The organism is Rhizobium sp. BK650, assembly GCF_014195325.1.
Lineage (GTDB): Bacteria > Pseudomonadota > Alphaproteobacteria > Rhizobiales > Rhizobiaceae > Rhizobium.
Map to the genome: position 1 here is coordinate 391,596 of NZ_JACIBK010000002.1, position 26,731 is coordinate 418,326.

The 26,731-nt window shown below is 59.0% G+C and carries 29 protein-coding genes, 1 tRNA gene and 1 pseudogene; 24 read left to right on the forward strand and 7 right to left on the reverse strand.

The annotated features are described in order from the left end of the window. Positions 1-12: 12 nt before the first annotated feature. Positions 13-147: a 50S ribosomal protein L34 gene (gene rpmH, locus FHX15_RS06240; RefSeq protein ID WP_016552555.1), complete on the reverse strand. Its 135-nt coding sequence runs from the start codon at positions 145-147 to the stop codon at positions 13-15. Between the two features lie 453 nt (positions 148-600). Between rpmH and FHX15_RS06245 the strand changes: the two genes are divergently transcribed. The 13 genes from FHX15_RS06245 (at position 601) to FHX15_RS06305 (ending at position 12,645) form a co-directional block, all read left to right on the forward strand. Continuing rightward, complete coding sequence (locus FHX15_RS06245) at positions 601-2,592, forward strand: methyl-accepting chemotaxis protein (protein WP_184394659.1); 1,992 nt, start codon at positions 601-603, stop codon at positions 2,590-2,592. A gap of 154 nt (positions 2,593-2,746) precedes the next feature. Then, a complete protein-coding gene (locus FHX15_RS06250; protein ID WP_184395351.1) occupies positions 2,747-4,267 on the forward strand; it encodes a HAMP domain-containing sensor histidine kinase in 1,521 nt (506 codons plus the stop codon). A gap of 123 nt (positions 4,268-4,390) precedes the next feature. After that, positions 4,391-4,467 (forward strand) — tRNA-Arg (locus tag FHX15_RS06255). Between the two features lie 317 nt (positions 4,468-4,784). Then, complete coding sequence (locus FHX15_RS06260) at positions 4,785-5,039, forward strand: type II toxin-antitoxin system Phd/YefM family antitoxin (RefSeq protein ID WP_184394661.1); 255 nt, start codon at positions 4,785-4,787, stop codon at positions 5,037-5,039. Beyond that, positions 5,036-5,470 (forward strand): type II toxin-antitoxin system VapC family toxin, encoded by a 435-nt coding sequence (locus FHX15_RS06265; protein ID WP_184394663.1) that lies wholly within the window; start codon positions 5,036-5,038, stop codon positions 5,468-5,470. The genes FHX15_RS06260 and FHX15_RS06265 overlap by 4 nt, the downstream gene beginning before the upstream one ends. Positions 5,471-5,578: 108 nt before the next feature. After that, positions 5,579-5,893 (forward strand): hypothetical protein, encoded by a 315-nt coding sequence (locus FHX15_RS06270; protein ID WP_184394664.1) that lies wholly within the window; start codon positions 5,579-5,581, stop codon positions 5,891-5,893. 200 nt (positions 5,894-6,093) lie between these two features. Then, positions 6,094-6,465, forward strand: coding sequence for a cell surface protein (locus tag FHX15_RS06275; protein ID WP_184394666.1), 372 nt, complete (start codon positions 6,094-6,096; stop codon positions 6,463-6,465). Between the two features lie 153 nt (positions 6,466-6,618). Then, positions 6,619-6,888: a hypothetical protein gene (locus tag FHX15_RS06280; RefSeq protein WP_184394668.1), complete on the forward strand. Its 270-nt coding sequence runs from the start codon at positions 6,619-6,621 to the stop codon at positions 6,886-6,888. A gap of 280 nt (positions 6,889-7,168) precedes the next feature. Further along, positions 7,169-7,834 (forward strand): class I SAM-dependent methyltransferase, encoded by a 666-nt coding sequence (locus tag FHX15_RS06285; protein WP_184394670.1) that lies wholly within the window; start codon positions 7,169-7,171, stop codon positions 7,832-7,834. A 447-nt stretch (positions 7,835-8,281) separates the two neighbouring features. After that, complete coding sequence (locus FHX15_RS06290) at positions 8,282-9,163, forward strand: aldo/keto reductase (protein ID WP_184394672.1); 882 nt, start codon at positions 8,282-8,284, stop codon at positions 9,161-9,163. 689 nt (positions 9,164-9,852) lie between these two features. Next, positions 9,853-11,103 (forward strand): NAD(P)/FAD-dependent oxidoreductase, encoded by a 1,251-nt coding sequence (locus FHX15_RS06295; protein WP_184394673.1) that lies wholly within the window; start codon positions 9,853-9,855, stop codon positions 11,101-11,103. A gap of 85 nt (positions 11,104-11,188) precedes the next feature. Further along, positions 11,189-12,226: a 4-hydroxyproline epimerase gene (locus FHX15_RS06300; protein WP_184394674.1), complete on the forward strand. Its 1,038-nt coding sequence runs from the start codon at positions 11,189-11,191 to the stop codon at positions 12,224-12,226. Positions 12,227-12,273: 47 nt separating this feature from the next. Next, positions 12,274-12,645 carry a hypothetical protein gene (locus FHX15_RS06305; protein ID WP_184394675.1) on the forward strand — a complete coding sequence of 124 codons (372 nt, stop codon included), beginning with the start codon at positions 12,274-12,276 and terminating at the stop codon, positions 12,643-12,645. 263 nt (positions 12,646-12,908) lie between these two features. On the opposite strand, the gene FHX15_RS06310 is transcribed toward FHX15_RS06305, so the two are convergent. Both FHX15_RS06310 and FHX15_RS06315 read right to left on the reverse strand, forming a co-directional pair. Next, on the reverse strand, positions 12,909-13,382 hold the full coding sequence (locus tag FHX15_RS06310; protein ID WP_184394676.1) for an RbsD/FucU family protein: 474 nt from the start codon (positions 13,380-13,382) through the stop codon (positions 12,909-12,911). Then, positions 13,366-14,613, reverse strand: a complete 1,248-nt coding sequence (locus tag FHX15_RS06315; protein WP_184394677.1) for an ROK family transcriptional regulator — start codon at positions 14,611-14,613, stop codon at positions 13,366-13,368. Before FHX15_RS06315 ends, FHX15_RS06310 begins: the two co-directional genes overlap by 17 nt. 233 nt (positions 14,614-14,846) lie before the next feature. On the opposite strand from FHX15_RS06315, the gene FHX15_RS06320 reads away from it, so the two are divergent. The 7 genes and pseudogenes from FHX15_RS06320 to FHX15_RS06345 all read left to right on the forward strand — a co-directional run bounded on the left by FHX15_RS06320 (position 14,847) and on the right by FHX15_RS06345 (position 20,561). Further along, positions 14,847-15,866 carry a sugar ABC transporter substrate-binding protein gene (locus FHX15_RS06320; RefSeq protein WP_184394678.1) on the forward strand — a complete coding sequence of 340 codons (1,020 nt, stop codon included), beginning with the start codon at positions 14,847-14,849 and terminating at the stop codon, positions 15,864-15,866. 155 nt (positions 15,867-16,021) lie between these two features. After that, a complete protein-coding gene (locus FHX15_RS06325; RefSeq protein ID WP_184394679.1) occupies positions 16,022-17,086 on the forward strand; it encodes an ABC transporter permease in 1,065 nt (354 codons plus the stop codon). Between the two features lie 2 nt (positions 17,087-17,088). After that, complete coding sequence (locus FHX15_RS06330; RefSeq protein WP_184394681.1) at positions 17,089-17,871, forward strand: ATP-binding cassette domain-containing protein; 783 nt, start codon at positions 17,089-17,091, stop codon at positions 17,869-17,871. Next, on the forward strand, positions 17,868-18,500 hold the full coding sequence (locus tag FHX15_RS06335) for a nucleoside triphosphate hydrolase (RefSeq protein WP_184394683.1): 633 nt from the start codon (positions 17,868-17,870) through the stop codon (positions 18,498-18,500). Before FHX15_RS06330 ends, FHX15_RS06335 begins: the two co-directional genes overlap by 4 nt. 64 nt (positions 18,501-18,564) lie before the next feature. Further along, entirely contained in the window at positions 18,565-19,605 is a 1,041-nt protein-coding gene (pyrC, locus tag FHX15_RS06340; RefSeq protein ID WP_184394685.1) for a dihydroorotase, read from the forward strand. An 80-nt stretch (positions 19,606-19,685) separates the two neighbouring features. Beyond that, a pseudogene (locus FHX15_RS30900) lies at positions 19,686-19,810 on the forward strand (GGDEF domain-containing protein); the annotation flags it as partial. A gap of 214 nt (positions 19,811-20,024) precedes the next feature. Beyond that, complete coding sequence (locus tag FHX15_RS06345) at positions 20,025-20,561, forward strand: glyoxalase superfamily protein (protein WP_184394687.1); 537 nt, start codon at positions 20,025-20,027, stop codon at positions 20,559-20,561. Position 20,562: 1 nt separating this feature from the next. Here FHX15_RS06345 and FHX15_RS06350 read toward each other — a convergent pair whose 3' ends face one another. From FHX15_RS06350 to FHX15_RS06360, 3 genes are all read right to left on the reverse strand, one after another. Continuing rightward, positions 20,563-21,204, reverse strand: a complete 642-nt coding sequence (locus FHX15_RS06350; RefSeq protein ID WP_184394688.1) for a glutathione S-transferase family protein — start codon at positions 21,202-21,204, stop codon at positions 20,563-20,565. A gap of 102 nt (positions 21,205-21,306) precedes the next feature. Then, on the reverse strand, positions 21,307-21,789 hold the full coding sequence (locus tag FHX15_RS06355; protein WP_184394690.1) for a DUF1772 domain-containing protein: 483 nt from the start codon (positions 21,787-21,789) through the stop codon (positions 21,307-21,309). Positions 21,790-21,791: 2 nt separating this feature from the next. Next, the gene (locus FHX15_RS06360; RefSeq protein WP_184394692.1) at positions 21,792-22,616 is read right to left on the reverse strand and encodes an SDR family oxidoreductase; all 825 of its coding nucleotides are present in this window, start codon (positions 22,614-22,616) and stop codon (positions 21,792-21,794) included. Positions 22,617-22,716: 100 nt separating this feature from the next. Between FHX15_RS06360 and FHX15_RS06365 the strand changes: the two genes are divergently transcribed. The 3 genes from FHX15_RS06365 to FHX15_RS06375 all read left to right on the forward strand — a co-directional run bounded on the left by FHX15_RS06365 (position 22,717) and on the right by FHX15_RS06375 (position 25,130). Continuing rightward, on the forward strand, positions 22,717-23,370 hold the full coding sequence (locus tag FHX15_RS06365; RefSeq protein WP_184394694.1) for a TetR/AcrR family transcriptional regulator: 654 nt from the start codon (positions 22,717-22,719) through the stop codon (positions 23,368-23,370). 75 nt (positions 23,371-23,445) lie between these two features. Beyond that, entirely contained in the window at positions 23,446-24,141 is a 696-nt protein-coding gene (locus FHX15_RS06370; RefSeq protein WP_184394696.1) for an orotate phosphoribosyltransferase, read from the forward strand. A gap of 62 nt (positions 24,142-24,203) precedes the next feature. Continuing rightward, positions 24,204-25,130 (forward strand): carbohydrate kinase family protein, encoded by a 927-nt coding sequence (locus FHX15_RS06375; RefSeq protein WP_184394698.1) that lies wholly within the window; start codon positions 24,204-24,206, stop codon positions 25,128-25,130. Between the two features lie 112 nt (positions 25,131-25,242). Here FHX15_RS06375 and FHX15_RS06380 read toward each other — a convergent pair whose 3' ends face one another. Beyond that, positions 25,243-25,608: a metalloregulator ArsR/SmtB family transcription factor gene (locus tag FHX15_RS06380; protein WP_184394700.1), complete on the reverse strand. Its 366-nt coding sequence runs from the start codon at positions 25,606-25,608 to the stop codon at positions 25,243-25,245. Between the two features lie 169 nt (positions 25,609-25,777). On the opposite strand from FHX15_RS06380, the gene FHX15_RS06385 reads away from it, so the two are divergent. After that, on the forward strand, positions 25,778-26,731 hold the full coding sequence (locus tag FHX15_RS06385) for an acyl-CoA desaturase (RefSeq protein ID WP_184394702.1): 954 nt from the start codon (positions 25,778-25,780) through the stop codon (positions 26,729-26,731).

Consider the following 26,731-nt stretch of genomic DNA (forward strand, 5'->3'; position numbering starts at 1 on the left):
GCAATTCCGGCCTTAGGCCGAAAGACGCTTGCGGCCGCGTGCGCGGCGAGCAACGATGACCTTACGGCCGCCCTTAGTGGCCATACGCGCACGGAAACCGTGGCGGCGCTTGCGAACAAGCTTCGAGGGCTGATATGTACGCTTCATTTATTTAAACACCGCGGAGTGCGGCCCTTCTTGAATTTGCATAATGCAAGGAGCGTGGTTTTTCGAACGGGCTAGGTCGCGAAAGACCTTGAATGACCGGACGTGCGGCGGCTTATACGGATGAAGCTTTCCAAAGTCAATTAACGTGGTCGGATTCGCTGGATCTCAGCGGTGGAAGGCAAGATTTCGCACAGCGGTGTTAACCAATGTGTCGCCTCGCTATCTGGTTGCATATTTCTATTTAAGGGGTCCGCAAGCTTACAGCTGCAGCTTTATTCCCTGGAAATGCTCGATTTCAGACGAAGCAGTCGGTCTATCGCGGCAAAATACGGGTAATTTCCTGTAGTTATTATTGTTAATATTCGAAATACAACATTAACGAATTTACCCGATCTTCTACCTGTCGGCTGGGAATGTGCTTTCCAGGCGCTGTGCAAAGCGAGGGAGCGTTCGTTGAAAATTCGCGGCAAAATCAATCTTCTTGTTTCAGTCATGGGCGGCGTTGCGCTTCTGATTGGTGCCACCGCGCTCTCTGCGATGCGCGAATACAATGAAAAGCTCACAGCTTACGAACATGCGGCAGCCCGGGCCTATGCCGGCGAACGCCTCAACCGCTTCGTCACCGCCGTCGTCATGGAAGCGCGCGGCATCTATGCTGCAAAGAGCCTTGAACAGACGCCGGGTTTCGCCAAGGGCCTGATGGCCGATCTGGATGAGATCGACAAGGTCGTCGCCGGCTGGGCGCCGCTGGTGCCTGACAGCCAGAAGGATTCCTTCGCCAAGCTTGTGGACCGTGCCAAGGAATTCCGTACCTTCCGCACGGAAACGGCCCGCCTCGGCACAGAGGTCAGCTTGCAGGCAGCCAATGAGCAGGGCAACAACGACGCCAATCGCGCCAACCGCAAGGCCTTTCAGGCAGAGATCGACGCCGTCGTCAACACCGATAAGGCAGAGCTGACGCGGGTCCACGATGAGATCGAGGATTTCCGTAGCTGGATACTGATGCTGGTTTTGAGCATCACCGGTATCGGCATTGCAGCCGGCGTCGGCATGGGCTTCTATATCGGCACGAGCCATCTGAGCCGGCCGATCAAGAAGGTGACGCACGCGATCAAGGAAGTCGCAAACGGTAATTTCCAGGCCGAGGTGCCTTTTGCCGGCCGCAAGGATGAAATTGGCGAAATGGCTGCCGCTGTCGCCGTCTTCAAAGAAAATGGCCTCGTCATCCAACGTATGAATGCCCAGGAGGCTGCGATGCGTGCAAAGAGTGACGACCTGCAGTCCAGCATGTCGGTCGTCGTGGCTGCCGCTGCCGCCGGCGATTTCAGCCACCGCATCGACAAGGATTATGAGGACGAGAGCCTCAATCAGTTCGCCGGCAATATTAACAGGTTGCTGTCGAGCGTCGATACCGGCGTCAACGAAACCCGCCGCGTCCTTGCAAGCCTTGCCGAAGGCGATCTTACGCAGACCATGCGCGGTCAGTTCCAGGGTGCTTTTGCCGAACTGCAGAGTAACGTCAACAGTACGTTCGTGACGCTGCAGACGACCATGCGCGAAGTGCGCGAGACGACCGAAGCGATCAACGGCAATACCAACGAACTCAGGAACGCCAGCGACGACCTCTCCAAACGTACGGAGCAGCAGGCTGCCGCACTGGAGGAAACCTCCGCTGCTCTCGACGAGATCACGGCCGTTGTTCTGAATTCGACCGAACGCGCACAGGAAGCGACCGTCATGGTCTCCGAGGCAAAGGAAAATGCCGGCCGCTCCGGCGTCGTGGTTCGCAACGCAGTCGATGCCATGGGGCGCATCGAACAGGCCTCCCGAGAGATCAGCCAGATTATCAACGTCATCGATGAGATCGCCTTCCAGACCAACCTTCTCGCCCTGAATGCCGGCGTTGAGGCTGCGCGTGCCGGTGAAGCCGGCAAGGGCTTTGCCGTCGTCGCGCAGGAGGTGCGCGAACTCGCCCAGCGCTCGGCGACTGCGGCCAAGGATATCAAGGCGCTCATTACCAAATCCGGCGATGAAGTGCAGGTCGGCGTCAAGCTTGTCCAGGCGACGGGAGAGGCGCTTTCCGAAATCGAGACAAGGGTCATTGCCATCAACGACCATATCCATTCGATCGCGACTGCAGCGAAGGAACAGTCGACCGGCCTTAAGGAAGTCAACACGGCCGTCAACCAGATGGACCAGGTCACGCAGCAAAACGCCGCGATGGTGGAAGAGACCTCGGCTGCGACGCACAAACTGTCGGCCGAAGCCGATGGCCTCCTACGCCTGATCTCCCGTTTCAAGGTTTCCAACGAAGCGCCGGCCGCCGTTGTCCGTCAGGATCATTATCAGCCGGTCGTCTCTCCGGCTCGCCGCGCGATAGGCCGCGTCGCGCGCGCATTCGGCGGCAAAGCCGCCGTTGCCGAACAGAATTGGGAAGAATTCTGATCTTGCCTCAGCAGAAAATCGGAATGCCGCCTGCGGGCGGCGTTTTCGTTTGTGACGACTTGCCGCTCCTCGCAAAGATTTGAAAGCGGAGCATTCTCGTCTAATATAAGAGCTCATTCTGATGAGCGGCCTTTCGCCGCACGGACAGGACGAGATGCCGGTTGAAAACCAGGGCGATACTTCCACAGCGGAAAACATAGCTGCCAGCGAGGCCGTAAAGGGTTCGTATCCGCGCGCCGGCAGGTTCGGAGGCCTCTCGGGCAAGCTGCTATGGCTGACGGTATTCTTCATCATGCTGGCGGAAATCCTGATCTTCGTACCCTCGATCGCAAGCATGCGCATCCGCTGGCTTGAAGATCGGCTGAATACGGCCGCAGCCGCTGCCATCGTCATCGACGGGCTGCAGCCGATAGAGCTGCCGCGCGCCCTGCAGAAGGAGACGCTGGAAGCAACGGGCACCAAGGCGATCGTACTGCGAAAGGATGGAACCTCCCGTCTGCTTGCCATGAGTGACATGCCGACCTCTGTCGATGAATCCTATGATCTCAGCGACATCCCGCCATTGACCGCGATGCGCGATGCGCTGGATACGATGATCTTCGGCGGCAACCGCATGATCCGCGTCTACGGTGCGGTGGGCGAGACCAATACCGGCGTCGAAGTGGTCATGAAGGACAAGCGGTTGCGCAAGGCCATGTTCGTCTACGCCCGCAATGTGTTCCTTCTGTCGATCCTCATTTCGCTCTTTACCGCGACGCTGATTTTCTTCGCGATCAACCGCATTCTCATCCGCCCGATCCGCAGGCTGACGGGCAGCATGCAGCAATTCGCCTCCGACCCTGAAAATCCGCAGCATGTCTATGTTGGCGATGGTGGGCGGGACGAACTGGCCGTTGCCGGTCGCAATCTCACCTCCATGCAGCTCGAACTGCAGAAAACGCTGAAGCAGCAGAGAAACCTCGCTGCGCTCGGCCTAGCGGTCTCGAAGATCAATCACGACATGCGCAACATCCTGGCATCTGCCCAGCTCATGTCTGACCGCCTTGTCGATGTCGATGATCCCATGGTGAAAAGCTTCGCGCCGAAGCTGCTGCGCACCATCGATCGTGCTGTCGGCTACACGACCGAAGTGCTCTCTTATGGCAAGGCGACCGAATCAGCGCCGCATCGTCGTCATATCCGCCTTTATGAGCTGGTGCAGGAGGTGAAGGATATCCTGGCGATCGATCCGCAAAGCGGCGTCGAATTCATCGAGCTGATGGGACCGGATCTGGAAGTGGATGCCGATAGTGAGCAACTGTTCCGCGTCATCCACAATCTCTGCCGCAACGCCCTGCAGGCGCTGTCTGCACCGGGTGAGCAGGGGGGTGAAGGCGTCAGACGCATCACCGTCGCCGCCCATCGGGTCGGCAGCGTCGTCAGCATCACGATAGACGACACAGGTCCAGGCATGCCGCTGAAGGCGCGCCAGAACCTCTTTGCCGCATTCCGCGGCTCAGCGCGTTCCGGTGGCACGGGCCTTGGCCTTACCATCGCCCGCGAACTCGTGCTGGCGCATGGCGGCACCATCGCCCTTGTGGAAAAGCCCTCTGTCGGCACCCAGTTCCGCATCGAAATTCCGGATCGCCCGGTTTCGCTGGACGATTACCGCACCCGGTCGCACGCCGAAAAGTGATGCGATTTTCGCAAGTGAGCTTTGCGGAATCAAAGTCGCGATTTTTTTCGAATAGCTATTGCATTGCCCGAAAAGACCCTTTAGAGAACCGCCCACGCAAGCGGCACGGCCGCTTCTGCAAGCGCACCCGTAGCTCAGCTGGATAGAGCACCAGACTACGAATCTGGGGGTCAGGAGTTCGAATCTCTTCGGGTGCGCCATTCTTTCCCAATTTTGACGACGATGCGAAATAGTCTCGGGTGATCCTCAAGCGTCCCTGTTTTGCGGGCCGAACCCCGTTAAAATAGAATCTGAAGCCGCTTTTCAAACTCCGGTCTCGGCCTCAGCCGCCTCATATGCGCTCAAGCTAGAGCGGCGATATCCCCGCGCAATTGCCCGGTGCGGACCGATGGCAATGTGCGATGCTTTGCATTTCATCGTCGCCTCCGGTCGCCTCGACCGCCGTAGGCACCTATCGCGACTTGTCTTATCGTCCTCAGGTGCTATATGTAGGTAATTACCTACATGGAGATGCGGCGTGAATATTACGACCCTTTCCGGCCGCGAGTTGAACCACGACGTCAGCAGCGCCAAAAAAGCGGCCAGAAATGGCCCCGTCATCATCACTGATCGGGGCAGACCTTCCCATGTTCTGATGACCTATGAAGAATTCAAACGCCTCACTGGCAGATATCGTAGCCTTGTCGACGCCCTTGCCATGCCGGGCCTCTCCGAAATCGAATTCGATCCGTCCCGCGTTGAGATCGCACCGCGCGGGCTCGACCTGTCTTGACCTTTCTGCTGGACACAAATGTCATCTCCGAACTGCGCAAGATCGGTGACGGCAAGGCCGACGCCAATGTCGTGGCCTGGTTCGGTGCGAAGGATGCAGCCAGTTTCTACATTTCGGCGATCACCATCCTTGAGCTTGAACGGGGTGTGCTCGGCGTGCAGCGGCGGGACGCCGCACAGGGAGCTCGCCTGCGCTCATGGCTCGACAACCGCGTGCGTCCGGAATTTGCAGGCCGTATTCTGCCGGTAGACGATGCGATTGCGACACGATGCGCACATCTGCACATCCCAGACCGACGTAACGAGGTCGACGCCCTGATTGCAGCGACCGCCCTCATTCATGGTCTGACTGTTGTGACCCGCAATATCAGGGATTTCGAGGGCACCGGCGTAGTTGTCATCGATCCCTGGCAGGGCGGCCTCAAGCCCTGATGGACGCCGCGTTCTCATAACCTTGCATTTCCGCGCCTAGTTTCGCGCAACCTTCGACGTCTATCTGCGAAAGCGATGGATTATGTCAGACGGAAGCCGGAGGATTGCATGAAGACGGGAATTGTTAGTACAGTAGGTCTCGTTGCAATGATTGCGGCCCTTACTGGCTGTGTTGATCGTGCCAATGCGCCGGTGCTTGTGCCCGTCGCTTCACCGGTCAATCCCCCTGATATCGCTCACAGCCTCTGTGTGTCCGACGCCAACGCCATGTATGACGAAGCTGACAGGCAGTACGACTTGCGTGCGCAAATGACGGGCCACCGCGATGCTGTGGAGAAGGAAACGAACGCGAGCGGCGCCGCTCGTAGGCAATATCTCTCGTGCATCGCGAGCCAGGGCTACCGTCCATTATACGCCAATTGAGAATACTGAATTCATGCACCTGATGAATGGCCGCAGCCGCCCGCTCGCGGGTCTTTGTAGGCATTGTATTTTTTGATTTTTATGTCTTTCAGTCACGCCGGATCGCCTGCAATCACGAGTTAGGAAGCTGGGTGTGATGGCGGAACTTCACGCGCTGAGCGCGCGTTTTTCATGGGTAAATCCAGTAAGGAGGGTTTATCATGAAAATGTGTATTCCAGTCCCGTCCGCCGTTGCGCTCAGCGCTCTTCTCGCCCTCTCGTCTACCGTTCCTGTGCTGGCGGCACCCGTTCGACAGGCCAAAATCCCAGTCCCGTCGAACGTGGAGATGGTGCAATATAAAGGTAAAGCCGGTTATTGGCATGGCTATCGCGGCTTTCGCACGGAACGTCCGGGTACCCGCCGTCACTCCGACGGTTACTGGTATCCGCTTGCTGCGTTCGGAGTTGAATCCGGCACCACGGGCTCCATCGTTCGCAAACCTTTGGATCGTCCCGAGCCCAAAACGATGTGCCATTCCACGTTTGGCGGATCGATCGGTCCCGGCAGCATGCCGTGCGACAACGGCTACTGAGCCGGCAAAGAAAAAGGCGGTGAAAGCCGCCTTTTTCTTGTATGCCACCGAATTTCACGTGTTCGTGATCTCTGTTGCAGCGCAGTGGAATGTGACAAATCCGCTTCCTAGCTCCTTGGCGTAACTCCGATCATCCTCCCAAGGAGACAAAAAATGAACAACGTAGTGAAGAATGGCCTCGTGGCTGCAGCCTTTGGCGCAATCATCAGCGTTTCGGCCTTCGCAACTGCCAATGCAGCTCCAGCGCAGCAGATCATAAAGCACCAAAAGAATACCAGCGCTCGCCAGGAACCGCGCACGACCAGCTCGGTCGACGGCACACCCGGCAAGTCCACACCTTATCAGTACAGCCCCAAGAAGCCGCTCAACATGGCTTGCGGCCTCCGTTTCAACCCGACCAGCAGCTCGGGCTGCAACTACTAAAGAGCCTGATGGCACAAGGCGGGGGCTGACCTCCCTACCAAAGGGGGCAGCTCCACGGCTGCCTTTTCCGTCCCAGAGGTACGCCCTCACCCTCCATCTATCGGAAGCTCTTCTTTGTGAGAGTTGACGTTTCGAACAATTTTCGATCAAGGAGGTGGGGGTAGGTGATGGATAAAGATATACACACAGACGGCGGATTGACGAACCTGCCTTGGAATTGCCATGCTGCGGGAGATCGTCGTATCAACCGTAGATCAGGTTTCAGACAGGTAGGATAATCATGATCGCAAAAAATGCATGCTCCGATTTCCTGCATTTTTTCCGCTCCTGGCTGAACAATCCGCTGAGGGTTGCTGCCATTGCGCCCTCCGGCGACTCGCTCGCCCGCATCATGACCAGCGAGATTGCTGCACTGGATGGCCCGATTATCGAACTCGGTCCGGGCACCGGCGTCTTCACCCGTGCGCTGCTGGCGCGCGGCATCAGCGAGCGCGACCTGACGCTCATCGAATATGGACCCGAATTCATCGGGTCGCTTCAGAAGCGTTTTCCAGATGCGCGCATTCTCCAGATGGATGCCGCCCATCTGGCACAGGCCGATATTTTCGAAGGCGAGCCGGTTGGTGCCGTCATCAGCGGCTTGCCGCTGCTCTCGATGTCGCCGCGCAAGATCGCCTCGATCCTGGCCGGGGCTTTTGTCTATATACGGGCCGGCGGCGCCTTCTATCAGTTCACCTACGGACCACGCTGTCCCGTGCCGCGGCCCATCCTCGATCGCCTGGGCCTGAAAGCGACGCGCATTGGCGGAACGGTACGCAATCTGCCACCAGCCTCCGTCTATCGCATATCGCGGCGTAAGCCGCTCGAGCTCTCGCGTGAGCGTTTCAAATATCGCGCTGGCGGAGTGGACATGGAGATCACCGCTTTCTCCGAAGCGGATGACTGAATGATGTCTGATGGCGTTCACCGAGAAGAAGCAGCCTGAAACCATCGAGGGTAGGCCCGAGCGCGGGCGGCGCCAGACCCGCGAGCACATCGGGCAGGTGATCATGAGAATTTATTGGTGAGCTCTGGAAGATGCTGGCCGAACTCGGTGAATAAGCAAAATCCGCCCCTGTTAATCCCGCCGACCAGCGTCCGGCGATGCTTCTCGTCGATGCCGTCACTGTAAGAAGTCCACGAGCCCAGCTTACTGGAGGAGCAGCACCGCCAGTTCGAAGCGAATGTTTTCGCTTGGTGGCTGTTATGTCGGCGGTGCCGCCCTATATGGGCAGACGCCCAATGTCCTGCTTGGGCGTGACGCGATCAGCCTCGTTCGCGGGAAACTTGGATCTCCCAAGACCGAATTCGATGCACTGATTTTGAGTCATTTTTGGCCAGAGAGGAAAAGACGATGAGCAATTACAATGCAGCAAAATCGGGTACCTTCAAAATCGGCGGCGACATGGAGGTCAACCGCCTCGGCTTCGGCGCCATGCGCATCACCGGCGATGGCATCTGGGGCAATCCCGCCGATCATGATGAATCGATCCGCACGCTGAGGCGTCTGCCGGAACTCAGCGTTAACTTCATCGATACCGCCGATTCCTATGGTCCTGACGTTTCCGAATGGCTGATCAAGGAAGCGCTTCACCCTTACAAGAACGGCCTCGTCATCGCCACCAAGGGCGGCCTGACGCGCCATGGCCCGAACATCTGGCTGCCGCTCGGCCGTCCGGAATACCTGATCCAGCAGGTGCACAAGAGCCTGCGCAACCTGGGCGTCGAGCAGATCGATCTCTGGCAGTTGCACCGCATCGACCCGAAGGTTCCCGCCAAGGAGCAGTTCGATACGATCAAGTCGCTGCTCGATTCCGGCCTGATCCGGCATGCGGGCCTTAGCGAAGTCTCGGTGGCCGACATCGAAGCCGCTTCCAAGATCTTCAAGGTCGCGACGGTGCAGAACCGCTACAACCTCGTCGATCGCACCAGCGAAGATGTGCTCGATTATTGCGCCAAACACAGTATCGGCTTCATCCCCTGGTATCCGCTGGCCGCCGGCGATCTTGCAAAACCTGGGTCGCTGCTCGATACGATTGCCAGGAAGCACAACGCAGCACCAAGCCAGATCGCACTGGACTGGGTGTTGAAACGCAGCCCCGTTATGTTGCCGATCCCCGGCACGTCCAAGGTCAAGCATCTCGAAGAAAATGTTGCAGCCGTCGACATCACGCTGTCTGACGAGGAGTTCACTGCTCTCGATGCCGAAGGCAAGAAGCTCTTCAAGGCGGCTTGATAGATCCAGGACTGGGTATTAACGGCCGCGATTTCAGCCGTGGCCATTTTCGTTTCGTTCTCGCACCATCTTGAGCGCGTCAAGAAACGCACGCAGCGTTGGCGGTACGCGGCAGGAACCAGCTGCGTTTCATGTCGGCGATGATGCGCGTGGTTCGTGAAAGCGTCGCAACATGCATGGGCCTATATGGACTTCACACGGTCACAATTTGTGGATTATTTTTGATAGTCAGGTCAAAGATGCTGCAAAATGAGGCGCCTACGGGGCACTTATGAGGCAAGCATTGCGCTCCATGCATTGCTGCATTGCGGTAATTTCGCTATTCTCCATCAAATGAATTGGGTATTGATAATCACGAAGGCAGCGCACTCCTCCTCCCAGCGCTCCCTTCATCGGACTGACAACACTCCTCCTCCCAGTTGTCAGTCAGGATCAAGAGCCCGACGCACCTCCTCCCGCGTCGGGCTCTTTTCTTTTCGGCGGATGCGGCATCTCGCGCAAAGCTCTCAGCAGCCCTCCCATTCGGCATTTGGCCTGTTTCCCGCGGACGAGCTGCGTCGTGCGGAAGGCCTTTATGGTTCCCTCGAGCACATCGCGCCGAAACAGGCGCTGTAAAAAATCATAGGCATTCGCATCGTTGTGATATATCACAACCGAACGGCGATCGACTCTACCGCGGTGGATAAGACATGGCGAATGAAATGTGCAAGGCGGTGGCCGTCGTCGGCGCCGGGGTGATCGGTGCCTCGATTGCTTTCGAGCTGCAGCGGCGTGGATTTCAAGTCACGTTAATCGACAAGGGCGAGCCGGGCAGGGGAACCTCCTATGGCAATATGGCGAGCATCGCCCTCGATTTCGCAGCCGGCTCGGGTCCTTCAACCTGGAAGAAGCTGCCGCGCTGGCTGATTGATCCTGAAGGTCCTGTCTGGCTGCGACCCTCTTATGCGCCGAAAATCCTGCCCTGGTTCCTGCGCTTCCTCGCCGCCGGTCGTCCAACGCGACTGAGAGAAATCGAGGATGCGGGCATGAGTCTATCCAATATCGCCCTCGGTGACATCAGCACCATGCTCGATGCCATCGGCGCGCCCGAGCTTATGACCGAAGAAGGCTGCCTGGCGATCTATGAGACCGAGGCCGAGTTCGATGGAGATCGCGGCCATCTTGATCTGATGCGGCGCTACGGCATGAAATTCGAGGTGCTGAGCAATGGCGCGATCCAATATTACGAGCCGACGCTGTCGCCGAAAATTGCCAAGGCCGTGCTGCTGCCGGACAACAAGTCGATCCGCGATCCCTATAAGCTGGTCGTAAAACTCACCGAGGCGGCGAAGGCGCGCGGCGCCGGTTTCGTTTCCGGCCAGGTAAAGGGCGTGGAGCGCAAAAGTGATGGCAGAACAGCCGTCCTTCTCGAAAACGGCAACCGTATCGAAGCCGATAAAGTCATTCTGGCTGCCGGTGTCCATACGCGTTTCCTCGCCGAAGCCCTCGGTGAACCGATCCCGCTCGAAACCGAGCGCGGCTACCACACACAGATCATGCAGCCCGGCATCTCCATGCGCTATTCGGTGATCTGGCCGCATCGCGCCTTCATGGTGACACCGACCGCAGGCGGCATCCGCGTCGGCGGCAATGTCGAGCTTGCCGGCCTGACGGCTGCGCCTGATTTCCGTCGCCCACGTGTGCTCGTGCGCCACGCGCAGCGCATCCTGCCAAGCCTCAAGGTTCAGGAGACCAGCGAATGGATGGGCCATCGTCCGGCACTGCCGGATACGATACCGATCATCTCGCCGTCCGCGAAAATGTCCGGCGTCTTCTATGCCACCGGCCATGGCCATCTGGGCCTCACCTATTCGGCAACGACAGCACGGTTAATCGCGGATATGGTGATGGGCGACCAGACGCCCGTTGATATCAAGCCGTTCCGTATCAACAGGTATTGAGAGCAGTCATGTGGGCACCTGTTGCCGACCGGAGAACCGCGGTGATGGCGGCATCCCGCTTTATGTCAGACCTGGAGTTCGAAAGATGAGATGGAAGCGCACGATCCAGCTTCTGGATGTTCACGCTGAAGGTGAAATCGGCAAGGTCGCAATCGGGGGCGTACCGAAAATTCCGGGCGAGACGGTCGCCGCCCAGCTTCACTGGCTGAACACCGACCCCAAGGGGCAGGCGCTTCGTCGCTTCCTCTGCCTCGAGCCGCGCGGCGCACCGATCGGCTCCGTCAACCTATTGCTGCCGCCGAAGCATCCGGATGCCGACGCCGCTTTCATCATTCTGCAGCCCGATCAGGCGCATGCGAGCTCCGGCTCGAATTCCATTTGCGTGACGACCGCTCTCCTGGAATCCGGCATTGTCGAGATGAATGAGCCGGAAACCATCGTCACGCTTGAAACCGCAGCCGGCTTGGTGAAGGCGACGGCTACCTGCCGCGATGGCCGCTGCGAGAAGGTGAAACTCACGATGGTGCCGTCCTTCGTCCACGAACTGGATGTCGAGATTGACACGCCCCATTGGGGGAAGATCAAGGCCGACATCTGCTATGGCGGCATTTTCTACGCGCTTGTTGACGTCGGCCAGATTAATCTGACGATCGAGAAGGCCAACGCCGCAGTCCTTGTGCAGGCCGGCATGATCCTCAAGGAGCTCATCAACCGCCATATGCCTGTCGTGCACCCGGAAATCCCGGCAATCTCAGGCGTCGCCTATGTCATGTTCCGCGATCTGGAGGCCGATGGCACGGTGCGTACCTGCACGACCATGTGGCCGGGCCGCGCCGACCGTTCGCCCTGCGGCACCGGCAACTCGGCCAACCTTGCGACGCTCTACGCGCGTGGAAAGGCCAAGGTAGGAGATGTCTTCAAGTCGAAGTCGATCATCGGCTCGGAATTCGAGGTTGGCCTGCACGCGGTAACGGAAGTGGCCGGCAAACCGGCCGTCATCCCGACAATCACCGGCCGCGGCTTCACCTTCGGCCTGTCGCAGGTCGCACTCGACCCCTTCGATCCGCATCCCCTCGGCTTCGCCCTGACGGATGTCTGGGGACCGTCGGCGGGAGAGATCTGAGCGATCCTGGTGGGTCTGCACGATTGGCCCATGGGCGGAAACAATATATGGCTGAATCGATAATTCCGGTAAACTGGCGGAAGCGCTTGGCGGCATCTTTGGTCTTCATCCCGCTATGCGGCTGCGATCCTATGATCCAGTATTTTGCCGATTTTGAAATGAGCGGCGACTATAAAGCTATAGCTAACTGCGCAACTAAGTATCTGCCCAGCAATTATTGGCTTCGCGAAGACCCTGATGACGCCAAGAAAGTGAAATTCCTTCAGTCGCAGCAAGATAAATTACAAACGATCATCGAGGTTGTTGAATCGGGAGCAGGGCGAACTCACATCAGTGTATCGGATTGGTCGATAGGAAGCGGTATGACTGAGTTGTACAGGAGCTATTTCACCTACTGTGCGTCGACGATAGCTGGATGACTTGCCTAGAGACCGGCCGGGGCCTTGGACATCCGCACCCGACCTTACGCTCACTTGCCGCATGCTGATGCGCCCGCACGACCGTGCTATCGATCATCGGCCATTCCAAGTCGCTTCTCGGGCGGGCAGCTAGGATCTCATCAAGCGCGCCTATTTCGATACAGCGGCAAGGGTGCCGTTGTATTGCATGACTTCACCGACGAGGAGGCGAGGGTAATCGCTGCCCTGATCGCAGACTTCGATCGGATCGTACGGGTTAAAACCTAGTAAACGAAGGGATCGACTTTGGCCGCCTGGGCGTCCGTTTCCTTGGGATAGATCACGCCCTTGCGGAGGATGATATTGGCGTAGAGCCGCGGCTCGCTGGTCTGGATGACCGCATGGGCCGCGCGCACCCGACCGTAGAAATCCTGCCCGACGAGGGGGACGACCTCACGCTCCGGCTCATGCTTGGCACAGCAGGTGATCATCTCCTCATGCACCGGATCAAGCTTGTCGCGCTCGGCTTTGACGGTCGAGCGGAAGATGGCTTCGGGTACGAAATCGTCAATCGGCAGGACGCTGAGCACTGCATCGAGTACCGGAATGAGATGGTGTCCGTCGAGTCGGACCAGCCGTCGCGCATGTTCGATGCCCGGATAGTTGCCGTCGACGATGGCGATCTCGTCGCCGTGGCCCATGCCCCGCAGTGTTGCGAGCAGGTCCGGGCTCAGTAGCGGGTCAAGCCCTTTCAGCATTGTCGATCTCCTTGAAAAGTACATTCTGGTCGGTGAGATAACGCGCAAAGATTGGCAGGCTGGCGCCGCCGATGGCACGCGCCTGCGCACCGACCACGCCTTCGACGATATCGGGCATCACGACGCCTTGCAGGTCGAGCTTTTCCGCTTCATGGATCGTCGCCTGCACGATGCGCCGGCGCACCCAATCGGGAAAGCCGCCATCGATGACGGCAGCGCTGAAGTCGATGATCGAGGCTGCGGCCACGATTGCCTGTGCCAATGCCTTGGCCGTATCCTGGATCCAGGCTTCCATCGGCTCGCCGAAATCAACCCAATCGTCGGCCGAATACCACAGCGGTTGCGGATCTATGCCGCGCTCGCGCAGCATGTTTTCGAGCACGAAGATGGAGGCGATCTCCAGAAGCTGCAGCGTCTCGCCATTCTTGCCGCGCACCGGCAGCGGACCGATGGCGCCTGCTGTTCCTGTCTTGCCGGAAAAGATCGCCGAATTCAGGACGATCCCGCCGCCGATGAAGGAGCCGATGAAGAAATAGACGAAATCCGGATAGGAAGGGCCGATACCGAACACCAGTTCTGCGCCGCACGCGCTGGTGGCGTCGTTCTGCAGGAAGACCTGATAGGAAACTTGTTCAGCAATTTCGGCCTGCAGATCGAAGTCGCGCCAGACCTCCATGGCCCCCGCAGGTGCGCCCACTTCGTCCGCCCAGTTCCAGAGCTCGAAAGGTGCGGCAATTCCAAGGCCGGCGATGCGGCTGCGCTCTCGCTCGTCGAGCTTGCCTTCCAGTTCCTTGATCCCTTGGGTAACAAAGGACAGAATCTCATGGGGCAGGGGATAGGCATAGATCCTGTGCAACTGCAGCCGGATCTTGCCGACGAAATCCATCAGCACGAGGTCGGCGCTTCGCCGGCCGATCTTCACGCCGAAGGAATAGACGGCATCCGGGTTGAGCCGCATCGGAATGGACGGCTGGCCGACGCGGCCGCGGATCGGTTCGCCGCGCGATAGCAACCCTTCCTTCTCCAGTGCCCGCATGATGACGGAAACGGTCTGGGCCGAAAGCCCGCTGCGGCGCGCGATATCGGCCTTCGATAATGCGCCATAGAGGCGCACAAGCGACAGCACGAGGCGTTCGTTATAGGCGCGTACCCTGATCTGGTTCGCACCTCCCGACGGATTCAGAATTGGCGGTGGGGCCGGCATCGAATCCGGGCCTTCCAAGGACGACATTGGCCACTCCTCCCAATTACGGCCTATGCCCTAATTTCAATCAGCATGCCACATCGAATTAATAATTCAATTGGATTTATTTATTGACAAGCCGTTTTCTTTCGCTCTTAATTACTATCGTCAACGGCACGGGGACGGCTTTGGGAGGGGCTCATGTCACATTCCGCAAGTCTCATCGTGCATGAATTCCGGCGCCGCCTTGGGGTGGGCCGGCTAATCTCTGGGAGGAATTCATGAAGAAATCAGTTCTCGCTTTCGGCGCGCTCGCGCTCGGTGTCGCCTTTTCCGCTCCGGCAATGGCTGCAAATGTTTCCGCATGCCTCATCACCAAGACCGATACCAACCCCTTCTTCGTCAAGATGAAGGAAGGTGCCACGGCCAAGGCCAAGGAACTCGGCGTTTCGCTGAAGTCCTATGCCGGCAAGATCGATGGCGACAGCGAAAGCCAGGTCGCGGCAATCGAAAGCTGCATTGCCGACGGCGCAAAGGGCATCCTGCTCACCGCTTCCGACACCAAGGGTATCGTCCCGTCGGTCAAGAAGGCTCGTGATGCTGGTCTGCTGGTCATCGCACTCGACACACCGCTCGAGCCGGCCGATGCCGCAGACGCCACGTTTGCGACCGACAACCTGCTCGCCGGCAAGCTGATCGGCCAGTGGGCCAAGGAAACGCTGGGCGACAAGGCCAAGGACGCAAAGGTCGGCTTCCTCGACCTGACGCCGTCGCAGCCGACGGTCGACGTTCTGCGCGACCAGGGCTTCATGATCGGCTTCGGCATCGATCCGAAGAACCCGAACAAGATCGGCGATGAAGATGACAAGCGTATCGTCGGCCATGATGTGACCAACGGCAACGAAGAAGGCGGCCGCAAGGCCATGGAAAACCTTCTGCAGAAGGACCCTGGCATCAACGTCATCCACACGATCAACGAACCGGCCGCTGTCGGCGCCTATCAGGCGCTGAAGGCTGTCGGTATGGAAAAGAACGTACTGATCGTATCGGTCGACGGCGGTTGCCCGGGCGTCAAGTCGGTCAAGGAGGGCGTCATCGGTGCTACCTCACAGCAATATCCGCTGCTGATGGCATCGCTCGGTATCGAGGCGATCAAGAAGTTCGCCGACAGCGGTGAAAAGCCGAAGCCGACGGAAGGCAAGTCCTTCTTCGATACCGGCGTCTCGCTCGTCACCGACAAGCCGGTCTCCGGCGTCAAGTCGATCGACACTAAGGAAGGCACGGCCAAGTGCTGGGGCTGAGCCTCGCCTGATTGACAACAGAATGGCCGGGGCTTGATCCCCGGCCGTTTTAGGCGGACGATACGCCGTCGCCCGACAAACCGGCTAAGCAAGACCGGAAGAATATCGGTCGCGGCTTCCGCGTCGGTTCGGCATGCGGATGCGAAGGAGGAACAATGACCGGAGCACAGGAATTTGAACGTGTCCTCGACGAGAGCGACAAGAACGTCGCTTCGTTCGAGCACGAGAATATCTCGCTGATCAAACGCGCCCAGCATTTTCTGCACTCGACACCGGCCGCCGTGCCGCTGATCGTGCTGGTGCTGGCGATCATCATTTTCGGGATAACGATCGGCGGACGGTTCTTCTCGTCTTACACCCTGACACTGATCCTGCAGCAGATCGCCATCGTCGGCATTCTCGGTGCAGCCCAGACGCTGGTGATCCTGACCGCCGGCATCGATCTTTCGATCGGCGTCATCATGGTGATTTCGGCCGTCATTATGGGAAATGCAGCCATCACCTACGGCATACCGACGCCGATCGCGGTGATCGCGGGCCTCCTCGTCGGCGGCCTGTGCGGATTGCTGAACGGCTTCCTCGTCGCCTTCATGAAGCTGCCGCCCTTCATCGTGACACTCGGCACCTGGAACATCGTCATGGCGACGAACTTCATCTATTCGGCCAATGAGACGATTCGTGATACGGACGTCGACGAACAGGCGCCGCTCCTGCATCTTTTTGCAGCGAGCTTCAAGCTCGGCAGCGCTGTGCTGACGCTTGGCGTCGTCGCAATGGTGCTGCTCGTCCTGCTCCTGTGGTATGTGCTCAATCACACCGCCTGGGGCCGGCATGTCTATGCGGTCGGCGACGATCCGGAGGCCGCAAAGCTTTCCGGTATCCAAGCCAAGAAGGTATTGCTGACCGTCTACACGATATCGGGCGTCATCGCCGCCTTCGCCGCCTGGGTCTCGATCGGCCGCAACGGTTCGATTTCGCCGTCCTCGGCCGTCACCGACTACAATCTCCAGGCGATCACCGCGACCGTGATCGGCGGAATCTCGCTCTTCGGCGGCCGCGGCTCCATTCTCGGCACGCTCTTCGGCGCCATGATCGTCGGCGTCGTGTCGATGGGCCTCAATATGCTCGGCGCCGACCCGCAATGGAAAGTCCTGCTGACCGGCGTGCTGATCATTGCCGCCGTCGCTATCGACCAGTGGATCAGAAAGGTTTCGGTGTAATCATGGCTGGCGAACCCATTCTCACTGCCAGAGGCCTCGTCAAGCGTTATGGACGCGTGACCGCGCTCGACAATGCCGATTTCGACCTGTATCCGGGCGAAATCCTTGCCGTCATCGGCGATAACGGTGCCGGCAAGTCCTCGCTGATCAAGGCGATCTCAGGTGCGGTCACTCCCGACGAGGGCGTGATCACGCTCGAAGGCCGGCAGGTGCACTTCAGATCGCCGATGGAGGCGCGTGAAGCCGGCATCGAGACCGTCTACCAGAATCTCGCTCTGTCGCCGGCACTGTCGATCGCCGACAACATGTTCCTCGGTCGCGAGATCCGCAAGCCCGGTCCGCTCGGGTCGTTGTTCCGCATGCTCGACCGGCCGGCGATGGAAAAGCAGGCGCGCAACAAGCTTTCCGAACTCGGCCTGATGACCATCCAGAACATCAACCAGGCGGTGGAGACTCTGTCGGGCGGCCAACGTCAAGGCGTCGCCGTCGCCCGTGCGGCGGCCTTCGGCTCGAAGGTCATCATCATGGATGAACCGACCGCAGCTCTCGGCGTCAAGGAAAGCCGCCGCGTGCTGGAGTTGATCCTCGACGTGCGCGCCCGCGGCATTCCGATCGTCCTCATCTCGCATAACATGCCGCATGTCTTCGAAGTGGCCGATCGGATCCATATCCATCGCCTCGGGCGCCGCTTGACGGTCATCAATCCCAAGGAATATACGATGTCCGACGCCGTAGCCTTCATGACCGGTGCCAAGGCAGCCCCTGCGGAGCCCGTTGCTGCATGAGTGCAAGAATAGAGGAAATTGTCGGCGAGGTTCTGAACCGCGCCGGCAATACGAGGCGCTTCCTCATCGCGATCGCCGGCCCGCCCGGCGCCGGCAAATCCACCATGGCCGACAATGTCGCCAGCGCCTTGAAGGCCAAAGGCGAGAGTGCCTCGGTGCTTCCCATGGATGGCTTCCATATGGATAATGCTGTTCTTATCGAGCGCGGTCTGCTGGCCCGCAAGGGCATTCCGGAAACGTTTGACGTGCGCGGCTTTCTCGATATCATCAAGGCCGTACGCCTTGCCGATCAAGAAGTCCTTGTTCCCGTTTTCGATCGCTCGCGTGAGCTTGCCATCGCTTCTGCCCGCCCGATCGATCCCCAGGATCGCTTCATTATCATCGAAGGCAACTATCTGCTTTTCACACAGGGCAAATGGGCCGAACTTGACGGTATCTTCGATTACACAATCATGCTCGCCCCGCCGATGGAAGTGCTGGAAGAGCGCCTCTGGGATCGCTGGCGCGGCTATAAGCTGACCGAGGAAGAAGCGAGCGCCAAGGTCTATGGCAACGATTTGCCGAACGGCCGCCTCATTCTCGAGAATCGCCGTCATGCCGATATGACATTGGAAATCGCGCTGGCCTGAACAGTTGTTTCCGGGCCAGTCTTGGTGCTATCGAGGCGCAACCCGCATCGCTTCGGAGGCTCTCATGCAATCGATCACCATCCGCCGTCCTGACGACTGGCATCTGCATCTGCGCGATGGCGCGATGCTGGAGGGCGTGATCGCTGATACAAGCCGCACCTTCGCGCGTGCCATCATCATGCCGAACCTCGTGCCGCCGGTCGTCACGACATCGGATGCGGCCGCCTATCGCGAGCGCATCATGAAGGCGCTTCCATCAGGCCATCGTTTCCAACCGCTGATGACGCTCTATCTCACCGAGCATACGAGCGCCGACGATGTGGAAGAGGGCAAGAAAAGCGGGCTGATTACTGCCGTAAAGCTCTATCCCGCCGGTGCTACGACGAATTCGCATGGCGGCGTGCGCGATATGGAGAAGGCAATGCCTGTGCTGGAGCGCATGGCGAATATCGGCCTGCCGCTCTGCGTCCACGGCGAGGTGACGACGCCGGATGTCGATATTTTCGATCGCGAGGCTGTCTTCATCGAGACGGTGCTGGACCCGTTGCGCAAGCGCCTGCCGGAACTGAAGGTGACGATGGAGCATGTGACGACGGCCGATGGCATCGACTACATCAAGTCGGCCAAGGGCAATCTTGCCGGCTCCATCACGACCCATCACCTGATCATCAACCGCAATGCCATCCTCGTCGGCGGCATCCGTCCGCACTATTACTGCCTGCCCGTCGCCAAGCGGGAAAATCATAGGCTGGCGCTGCGCGCTGCCGCGACGAGCGGTGATGCCAGGTTCTTCCTCGGCACGGATTCCGCGCCACATGTCGATCCATTGAAGGAATGCGCCTGCGGCTGTGCAGGGATCTACACTTCGATCAACACGATGAGCTGCCTTGCGCATGTCTTCGAGCAGGATGGCGCGCTCGACACGCTGGAGGCTTTTGCCTCCTTAAATGGCCCGGCCTGGTATGGGCTGGAGCCCAACGAGGAGCGTATCACGCTGGAACGGCAGGCCGAACCCGTGGTCTTCCCAGCCAAGATCGAGACCGGCGCCGGTCCTGTCACCGTCTTCGATCCGATGTTTGCACTGCATTGGCAGATCAAAGCCTGAGAACAGACGTTGCGGGCTTAAATATTATTCTTCTTATAGCTGCTGCCGAATGTTGAATTTGTAACGCTCGGCTGCGAAATCGCCCCGGGCGCTCCAAGCCGCTGATTTCGATGCCATGCTGGGCGAAGCAGATAAGGCGCTCTATGCTGCCAAACGCGCCGGTCGCAACCGCGTCGAACTCGCCAGTCACCTTCATTCGGTGCCATCGTGTCGCGCGCTCGGCCTCTTGATCCCTCTCCCGCGCTTTCGTAAGCTGACGACCGGCCGGATGCAGCCAGCCGCCCCGCGATGCGCAAGCATTATGGTGAATGCGTCCTAATCCACCTTCACATCCTTGTCTCCCAGGCAATCGATGGCGAACGGGTCAGCAGACGCGGGCACTGATCTTTCTGTTTGCCGCCAACGGAGAAGGATGAACCATGCGCGATTTTCGCGATGCCAAGCTTATGGCAAAAACCCTGCGGCAGGCGCTTGCCGACCGCGATATTTCCCTCACCCACAGCGAAACCCTGGAGATTGTCGCCAGACAATTCGGCCTCGAGCAGTGGAATATTCTCGCCGCAAAACTGGATGAGGCGGAAGGGGCAAAGTCCGCAATCGGCATCGAGCCCGCGGTGCCGATCTTTCGCATATTCTCCGTCGAAAAAGCCATGGAATTCTACTGTGGCTTCCTAGGCTTTACGCTGGATTGGGAGCACCGGTTCGGCGAAAATTTTCCGCTCTATTGTCAGGTTTCGCGCGAAAACATGCAGCTGCACCTCAGCGAACATTCCGGTGATGCCAGCCCCGGGGCACGGGCCTTCGTGCGGGTGAAAGATATCCGCGCCTATCAGGCCGCACTGGCGGCCAGGGACTACCGCTATATGAAGCCGGGCATCGAAGAGGCCCCCTGGGGGCTGGAGATGACTGTTATCGACCCCTTTAACAACCGCATCACCTTCTCCCAGCAGACATAGTCTAAAGCTCACCGCGGACGTCGGAATGCGGATCGAGGCTGTAGGGGTAGACCGGACAGTCGGGTCCGATGGCATCTCGAACGCGACCGCACCAGGCTACGAACGCGGGATAGGCTGCGAGAGAGAAGCCGCAATCCTCAACCCGATGGCTATAGGCATAGACCGCAATATCCGCGATGGTTAGCTGTTTGCCGACAAGAAACAGGCTGTCGGCGAGGCTGCGGTCGATTGCAGCGAGCGCGCGGATTGCAGCTTCGCGCTTCCCCGCGATCATGCTCTGGTTGTGCTCCAACCGTCCGGTCAACGTCCAGAAGCGCAGTGAGCCAATGACAGGCTCAACATGATATTGTTCGAAGAACAGCCATTGCATGACCTTTGCGCGTTCGTAGGTGTCAGACGGTAGGAAGGGCGTGCCCTCCGCGAGATAGGTGAGAATTGCATTGGATTCGGCGATCGCGCGGCCATCGTCGAGTTCGAGAACCGGGATGGCGCCGACCGGATTGAGTTTCAGGAACGTTTCGGTACGGCTCTCACCCTCAAAGATCGAGACACTGCGACTGCTGTAAGGCATTTCGAGCAGGCCGAGCAAAACCCTTACCTTCCAGCCATTTTGCGACGGCAGATAATCATGAAGTGTGAACATGGCGGTCCCCTCGCTGCGACTGGCTGATGTTCGCATACGGGCTAGAAGCCGGCCACCCGAATCCTGCGGACGGCGCACTGGATCGCTGCGGCGAGCAGTCGTTCATACGAGCATCAGCGCCCGGACAAAGGCAACCGACGCCAGCAGCGAGGCAATGGTGCGCAGGTGGTTCCACCAGGTCCAGTCCCTGAGATAGATCGTCCAGAGCTGTACCGCGTCCGGTCCGTTGCCGCTGACTTTCGCAAGCGCATCGTTCATCGGCACGTTGAAGACGATGGTCGCGAGGAAGGACGCGAAAACATAGAGTGCTGCGCCGGCCAGCATCATCGAAGAGGCGCCGCCGCGCCAGTTCATGAAGGCCAGCACTGCGATCACGACGCAGAGGATCGCCGTTGGCACGAAAAGCAGCATGAAGGGCGAGCGCACGATTGTCACGTTGATGGAATTCATCGCGGCAATGCCCTGTTCTGCCGGGATGCGCGAAAAAGCGGTCATGATGAAGGTCGAGAAGGCAAAGAAGATGCCCGCGACAAGACCGCTGCCGATTGCTGCTGCAATAAGGGTAATGACGAGAACGATCTGCATGGTCAGGCGCTCCACAATCCGGTTGCTGCGGTCTCCCGTGCATATTGGCTGAAATCCTTTGCCGGGCGGCCGAGTATCTCTGTCACGCCACCCATCGCCTCGGAATTGCGCCCGTCGAACACCTGTCCGAAGAGTTCTTCCAGAAGTTCCACGATCGGCCCGGGTATTCCTGCAGCGGCAAGCCCGTCTCTGAAATTCGCCATCGATACCTGCTGGTATTCTATCGGACGGTCCGCGGCTGCGGCAATCTCGGCCACGGCGTCGCGGAAGGTCAGGGCGCGAGGGCCGGTCAGCTCGTAGATTCTGTTGCGATGCCTGATATCGGTGAGTGCCGCCACCGCCGCATCGGCAATGTCGTCGGCATCGATGAAGGGCTCCTTGATATCGCCGGCCGGCAGCTCCAGTCTGCCGGCAATCAGCGGTTCCACGAACGCGCCCTCGCTGAAATTCTGGCAGAACCAGGAAGCGCGCAGGATCGTGTAGTCAATTCCGGCTGCCCTCAGCGCTTCCTCGCTCCGCTGCGCCCCTTCTTCGCCACGGCCGGAAAGCAGCACGATATGCTGTAGCCCGCACTCCCTTGCAAGTTTGGAAAACGCCTCGATGGCCTCTGCCGCCCAGGAGACGGTAAGGTCCGGCTGGAAGGCGACATAGGCGCTCGCTGCACCCGTGAGCGCAGCGCGCCAGGTCGCGCGATCCTCCCAGTCGAAGACCGGCATCGTGGAGCGGGACGCCTTGCGCACGTCAAGTCCCAGGTTTTCCAGCCTGTCGGCAATGCGGCCACCGGTTTTTCCCGATCCGCCGATCAGAACGATTTCGGAATTCTGCATTTCGAAACTCCTCCTCGGTTGAAAATAAGAGAAACTCTCTCATTTGCAAAATGAGATAAACTCTCTTATTTTCTTTGTCAACAGTCGGAGGAAGCGGAAGATGGCAGAAGAAGTGATCGCACGGCGCAGGCGTCAGCAGGAGTCGACCGGTCAGCCACGCCGCATCCCGAGCCAGCAGCGCGGCCGCGAGCGCTTCGAAAAAATCCTGACGGTCGCTTCCGACCTCATCGAAAAGAATGGTAGCGATGCTCTGAAGATGAGCGAGATCGTTGAAAAAGCTGAGCTTTCCTTCGGTGCCCTCTATCAGTATTTCCCGGACAAGACCTCGATCATTCGCACGCTTGCGGAGCGCTTCAACGAGCAGGGCCGGCAATGTGTAGCCGACGAACTGGCTAAGGTGACGGATGCCGACAATCTGCGCACGGCGCTCTGCATCATCGCAGATGAATATTATGCCTTCTTTCGCCACGAGCCTGTCATGCACGATATCTGGCACGCGACCCACACGGACAAGCTTCTTCAGGAAGTCGATGCCGAAGACATGGAATTTCACTCGCAGGCCCTGCTTTCAGTGTTAAAACAGCTGTGGCCGGAGCGGAGCGAAGCCGAGCTTCTGGCCATCGCCCGGCTGACGATGCAACTTCTTGCGGCTGCTGTCCGCTATGCTGTCTCGCTGGATGAGGAAGAGGGCGTGCAGGCGATCGCGCTCTTCAAGAAGATGCAGGTTGCGGATATCGGCCGCCTGCTTGGCTGATGGTCTTCTTCCGTCTGGAAACCGGCCGCTCTTGCTGCTATTGCCGCTGGAACGTCAGCCGAAGGAGAAAGCCGCATGATCCAGACCACATTCCCCGATCGCGCCGTGATGGCAGAGCTGCTGGCCAAGATGCTCTGGGAGATCAAGGCGGTGCATTTCAACGCCGAGACGCCCTACAAATATGCTTCCGGCATCATGAGCCCCGTCTATATCGATTGCCGCAAGCTCCTGTCCTTCCCGCGTGTCCGCTCGACCGTGATGGATTTTGCCGCCAGCACCCTGCTGCGCGACGCCGGTTTCGAGCAGTTCGATTGCATCGCCGGCGGCGAGACCGCGGGCATTCCCTTTGCCGCACTGCTCGCAGATCGGCTCGGCCTGCCGATGATCTATGTCCGCAAAAAGCCGAAGGGCCATGGCCGCAATGCGCAGATCGAAGGCGAGATGAAGGACGGCGCCCGCGTTCTCGTTATCGAGGATCTGACGACGGCGGGCGGCAGCATGCTCACCTTCATTGATGCCATCAGAGCCGCCGGCGGTGTCGTCGATCACGGCATCGCGCTCTTCTTCTACGGAATCTTCCCGGAGGCACATCAGCGCTTTGCCAATGGCAAGGTCAACCTCCATTATATCGCCACCTGGCGCGAGGTTCTGGCTATCGCCCGGCAGCAGAAGCTCTTCGAAGACAGGACGCTGCAGGAAGTCGAGGCCTTCCTCGATGCGCCGCTCGCCTGGTCGGCAAGGAATGGTGGCGTAAGCGAGCTTTCGCTCTAGCCTTTTGACAAAAGCTCGCTTAATCGATTGAGAAACGTGCAAGTCCTGTTGGGAGGAATTCGATGATTTTGTGCTGCGGCGAGGCCCTGATCGACATGCTGCCGAGGGATACAACCCTGGGCGAAAAGGGCTTTGCGCCTTATGCCGGCGGCGCGATCTTCAACACTGCGATTGCGCTTGGCCGCCTCGGTATCCCGACCGCCTTCTTCACCGGCATTGCCGATGACATGATGGGAGAGATCCTGCTCGCTACACTGAAGGCGAGCAATGTCGATTACAGCCCTTGCGCCATCACGCCGCGCCCTTCGACGATCGCCTTCGTCAAGCTCGTCAACGGCCAGGCGACCTATGCGTTCTACGACGAAGGTACGGCCGGCCGGATGATCACCACCGATGATCTGCCAGTCCTCGGCGATGATTGCGAAGCGCTGCATTTCGGCGCGATCAGCCTGATCCCGAGCCCCTGCGGCGAAACCTACGAAGCGCTGCTCGACCGTGAAGCGGCCACGCGCGTCATTTCGCTCGACCCCAACATCCGCCCCGGCTTTATCAAGGACAAGGCTGCGCATATGGCCCGCATCAAGCGCATGGCCGCGAAGTCCGACATCGTGAAATTCTCCGATGAGGATCTCGACTGGTTCGGCCTGGAAGGCGACCATGATGCGCTCGCCGCCCACTGGCTGAGCCACGGCGCCAAACTCGTCGTCCTCACCAAGGGTGCGGAAGGCGCCACCGGCTATACGAACGCGTGCAAGGTCACCGTGCCGAGCGAGCGCGTCACTGTGGTTGATACAGTCGGCGCTGGCGACACTTTCGATGCCGGTGTCCTGGCTTCGCTGAAGATGGATAACCTGCTGACCAAGGCGCAGGTCGCCAATCTCGATGAGCAGGCCCTGCGCAACGCCCTGGCTCTCGGTGCCAAGGCTGCCGCAGTGACCGTCTCCCGCGCCGGTGCAAATCCGCCCTGGGCGCGCGAAATCGGCCTCTAAGGCCGGAGCCGCAATCTCTCGATTCCCCTTCGCCCGGAAGAGAAGGGGGATAGGCCACAACGTATCGACGCCCTGTTTCTCGCGCCACGCGAGCGCAGGATCTGTCCGGTTCTCAAGGCAATTCTTTCGCGCGGGCGCGCGCCTGGCTTTCCTTCTTGATTGGCCGACCGACCGGGCAGACTTCTTGCACGAAGCCGTTGAGCGTGTTGACGAGATTGTTCTCGATCAGGGAATAGTGGACGAACTGGCCGTGTTTCTCTCGCCGGATCAGCCCCGCCGTCTCGAGGACGGAAAGATGTTGCGAGACGGCTGGCTTGGACATGCTGAAGCGGTCGGCGATCTCGCCAGCAGTCAGGCTCGATGCGGAGAGATAGGCCAGGATCTTCCGGCGCGGCGCACTGGAAAGCGCGTGGAATATCCGCTGGGCGGCGCTGACGGATCCGTCTTCTGCAGCGTCATCGAACGTCTCTTCTTCCAAGTCTGATCTCCGTGCCTGCGGCATCGCCGCATCGAGTCGTTAAACAATTAAGCAATTAACGCATTGCTTAATTGTTTCTTTTGATGCAAAGTAATTAGGTATTTCCTTAAATAATGAATTGGCGGGCGATGTTCAAGCGTTGAATGCGCCCGATGGGAAGGAGTTTGCCATGAGCAGTATTTCCACCGGACGCATGATCGATGACAACAGCGATCCAGTAAAGGGTAGAGTGGTCTGGATGCCCGCAAAGTCGATCTGGATCACCGCCGTGACCTCGATTGCCGTCATTGGCGGGCCGCTGACCTTTACGTGGAGCGCCTTTGCCGTCTTCATCCTGTTGACCGCCGTCACGATCTGCCTTGGTCACTCGGTCGGCATGCACCGGTTGTTGATCCACCGCTCGTTCAGCACGCATATCTGGATCGAGCACTTTCTCGTCTATCTCGGTACATTGGTCGGCATGGCCGGCCCCTTCGGCATGATCTACGCACATGACATTCGTGATTGGGCGCAACGACAGCGAGACTGTCATGATCTCTTTGCCCATCGGCGGTCTTTCTTCATAGATGCCTTCTGGCAAATGCATTGCACGGCGATGCTGGACCACCCGCCGCGGTTCGTCCTTGGCGAACGAGAACGCCGCGATCGCTTCTATCGCTTCCTGGAGGCGACATGGATGGCGCAGCAGCTTCCTCTGGCGCTTCTGCTCTTCACGCTGGGCGGATTGCCGTGGGTGGTTTGGGCCATTGCCGTGCGGATATCGGTGTCATTGATCGGACATTGGCTGGTCGGTCATTTTGCCCATCGAGACGGCCATCAGGGCTGGAGTGTCGATGATGTTGCCGTGCAGGGTTATAACCTGCCGCGTTTTGGGCTGATGACCTTTGGCGAGAGTTTCCACGGTAACCATCACGCTTTTCCGGAATCGGCCAGGCTCGGCATCGAGCCGGGCCAGTTGGATCTCGGCTGGTATTTCATCCGGCTGCTGGCAAGTCTCCGTCTGGCTTCGGCAATCAAGCTCCCGCACAGGATTGCGCCAAGGCGAGGGTTGAAGCGTGTCAACGCGTCCGAAACGGCTGGTGATCGCGCAAATCCGCCCTGGGCACGCGAAATCGGCCTCTAA

What these genes read in the sequence shown, in the direction of transcription:
- FHX15_RS06290 (WP_184394672.1), top strand. Translation starts at nt 8,282, where the DNA reads ATGAGCAATTACAATGCAGCAAAATCGGGTACCTTCAAAATCGGCGGC.
- FHX15_RS06310 (WP_184394676.1), bottom strand. Translation starts at nt 13,382, where the DNA reads ATGCTGAAAGGGCTTGACCCGCTACTGAGCCCGGACCTGCTCGCAACA.
- FHX15_RS06385 (WP_184394702.1), top strand. Translation starts at nt 25,778, where the DNA reads ATGAGCAGTATTTCCACCGGACGCATGATCGATGACAACAGCGATCCA.
- FHX15_RS06275 (WP_184394666.1), top strand. Translation starts at nt 6,094, where the DNA reads ATGAAAATGTGTATTCCAGTCCCGTCCGCCGTTGCGCTCAGCGCTCTT.
- FHX15_RS06305 (WP_184394675.1), top strand. Translation starts at nt 12,274, where the DNA reads ATGGCTGAATCGATAATTCCGGTAAACTGGCGGAAGCGCTTGGCGGCA.
- pyrC (WP_184394685.1), top strand. Translation starts at nt 18,565, where the DNA reads ATGCAATCGATCACCATCCGCCGTCCTGACGACTGGCATCTGCATCTG.
- FHX15_RS06320 (WP_184394678.1), top strand. Translation starts at nt 14,847, where the DNA reads ATGAAGAAATCAGTTCTCGCTTTCGGCGCGCTCGCGCTCGGTGTCGCC.
- FHX15_RS06285 (WP_184394670.1), top strand. Translation starts at nt 7,169, where the DNA reads ATGATCGCAAAAAATGCATGCTCCGATTTCCTGCATTTTTTCCGCTCC.
- FHX15_RS06330 (WP_184394681.1), top strand. Translation starts at nt 17,089, where the DNA reads ATGGCTGGCGAACCCATTCTCACTGCCAGAGGCCTCGTCAAGCGTTAT.
- FHX15_RS06345 (WP_184394687.1), top strand. Translation starts at nt 20,025, where the DNA reads ATGCGCGATTTTCGCGATGCCAAGCTTATGGCAAAAACCCTGCGGCAG.
- rpmH (WP_016552555.1), bottom strand. Translation starts at nt 147, where the DNA reads ATGAAGCGTACATATCAGCCCTCGAAGCTTGTTCGCAAGCGCCGCCAC.
- FHX15_RS06280 (WP_184394668.1), top strand. Translation starts at nt 6,619, where the DNA reads ATGAACAACGTAGTGAAGAATGGCCTCGTGGCTGCAGCCTTTGGCGCA.
- FHX15_RS06365 (WP_184394694.1), top strand. Translation starts at nt 22,717, where the DNA reads ATGGCAGAAGAAGTGATCGCACGGCGCAGGCGTCAGCAGGAGTCGACC.
- FHX15_RS06355 (WP_184394690.1), bottom strand. Translation starts at nt 21,789, where the DNA reads ATGCAGATCGTTCTCGTCATTACCCTTATTGCAGCAGCAATCGGCAGC.
- FHX15_RS06300 (WP_184394674.1), top strand. Translation starts at nt 11,189, where the DNA reads ATGAGATGGAAGCGCACGATCCAGCTTCTGGATGTTCACGCTGAAGGT.
- FHX15_RS06250 (WP_184395351.1), top strand. Translation starts at nt 2,747, where the DNA reads ATGCCGGTTGAAAACCAGGGCGATACTTCCACAGCGGAAAACATAGCT.
- FHX15_RS06360 (WP_184394692.1), bottom strand. Translation starts at nt 22,616, where the DNA reads ATGCAGAATTCCGAAATCGTTCTGATCGGCGGATCGGGAAAAACCGGT.
- FHX15_RS06375 (WP_184394698.1), top strand. Translation starts at nt 24,204, where the DNA reads ATGATTTTGTGCTGCGGCGAGGCCCTGATCGACATGCTGCCGAGGGAT.
- FHX15_RS06325 (WP_184394679.1), top strand. Translation starts at nt 16,022, where the DNA reads ATGACCGGAGCACAGGAATTTGAACGTGTCCTCGACGAGAGCGACAAG.
- FHX15_RS06335 (WP_184394683.1), top strand. Translation starts at nt 17,868, where the DNA reads ATGAGTGCAAGAATAGAGGAAATTGTCGGCGAGGTTCTGAACCGCGCC.
- FHX15_RS06315 (WP_184394677.1), bottom strand. Translation starts at nt 14,613, where the DNA reads ATGTCGTCCTTGGAAGGCCCGGATTCGATGCCGGCCCCACCGCCAATT.
- FHX15_RS06370 (WP_184394696.1), top strand. Translation starts at nt 23,446, where the DNA reads ATGATCCAGACCACATTCCCCGATCGCGCCGTGATGGCAGAGCTGCTG.
- FHX15_RS06270 (WP_184394664.1), top strand. Translation starts at nt 5,579, where the DNA reads ATGAAGACGGGAATTGTTAGTACAGTAGGTCTCGTTGCAATGATTGCG.
- FHX15_RS06350 (WP_184394688.1), bottom strand. Translation starts at nt 21,204, where the DNA reads ATGTTCACACTTCATGATTATCTGCCGTCGCAAAATGGCTGGAAGGTA.
- FHX15_RS06295 (WP_184394673.1), top strand. Translation starts at nt 9,853, where the DNA reads ATGGCGAATGAAATGTGCAAGGCGGTGGCCGTCGTCGGCGCCGGGGTG.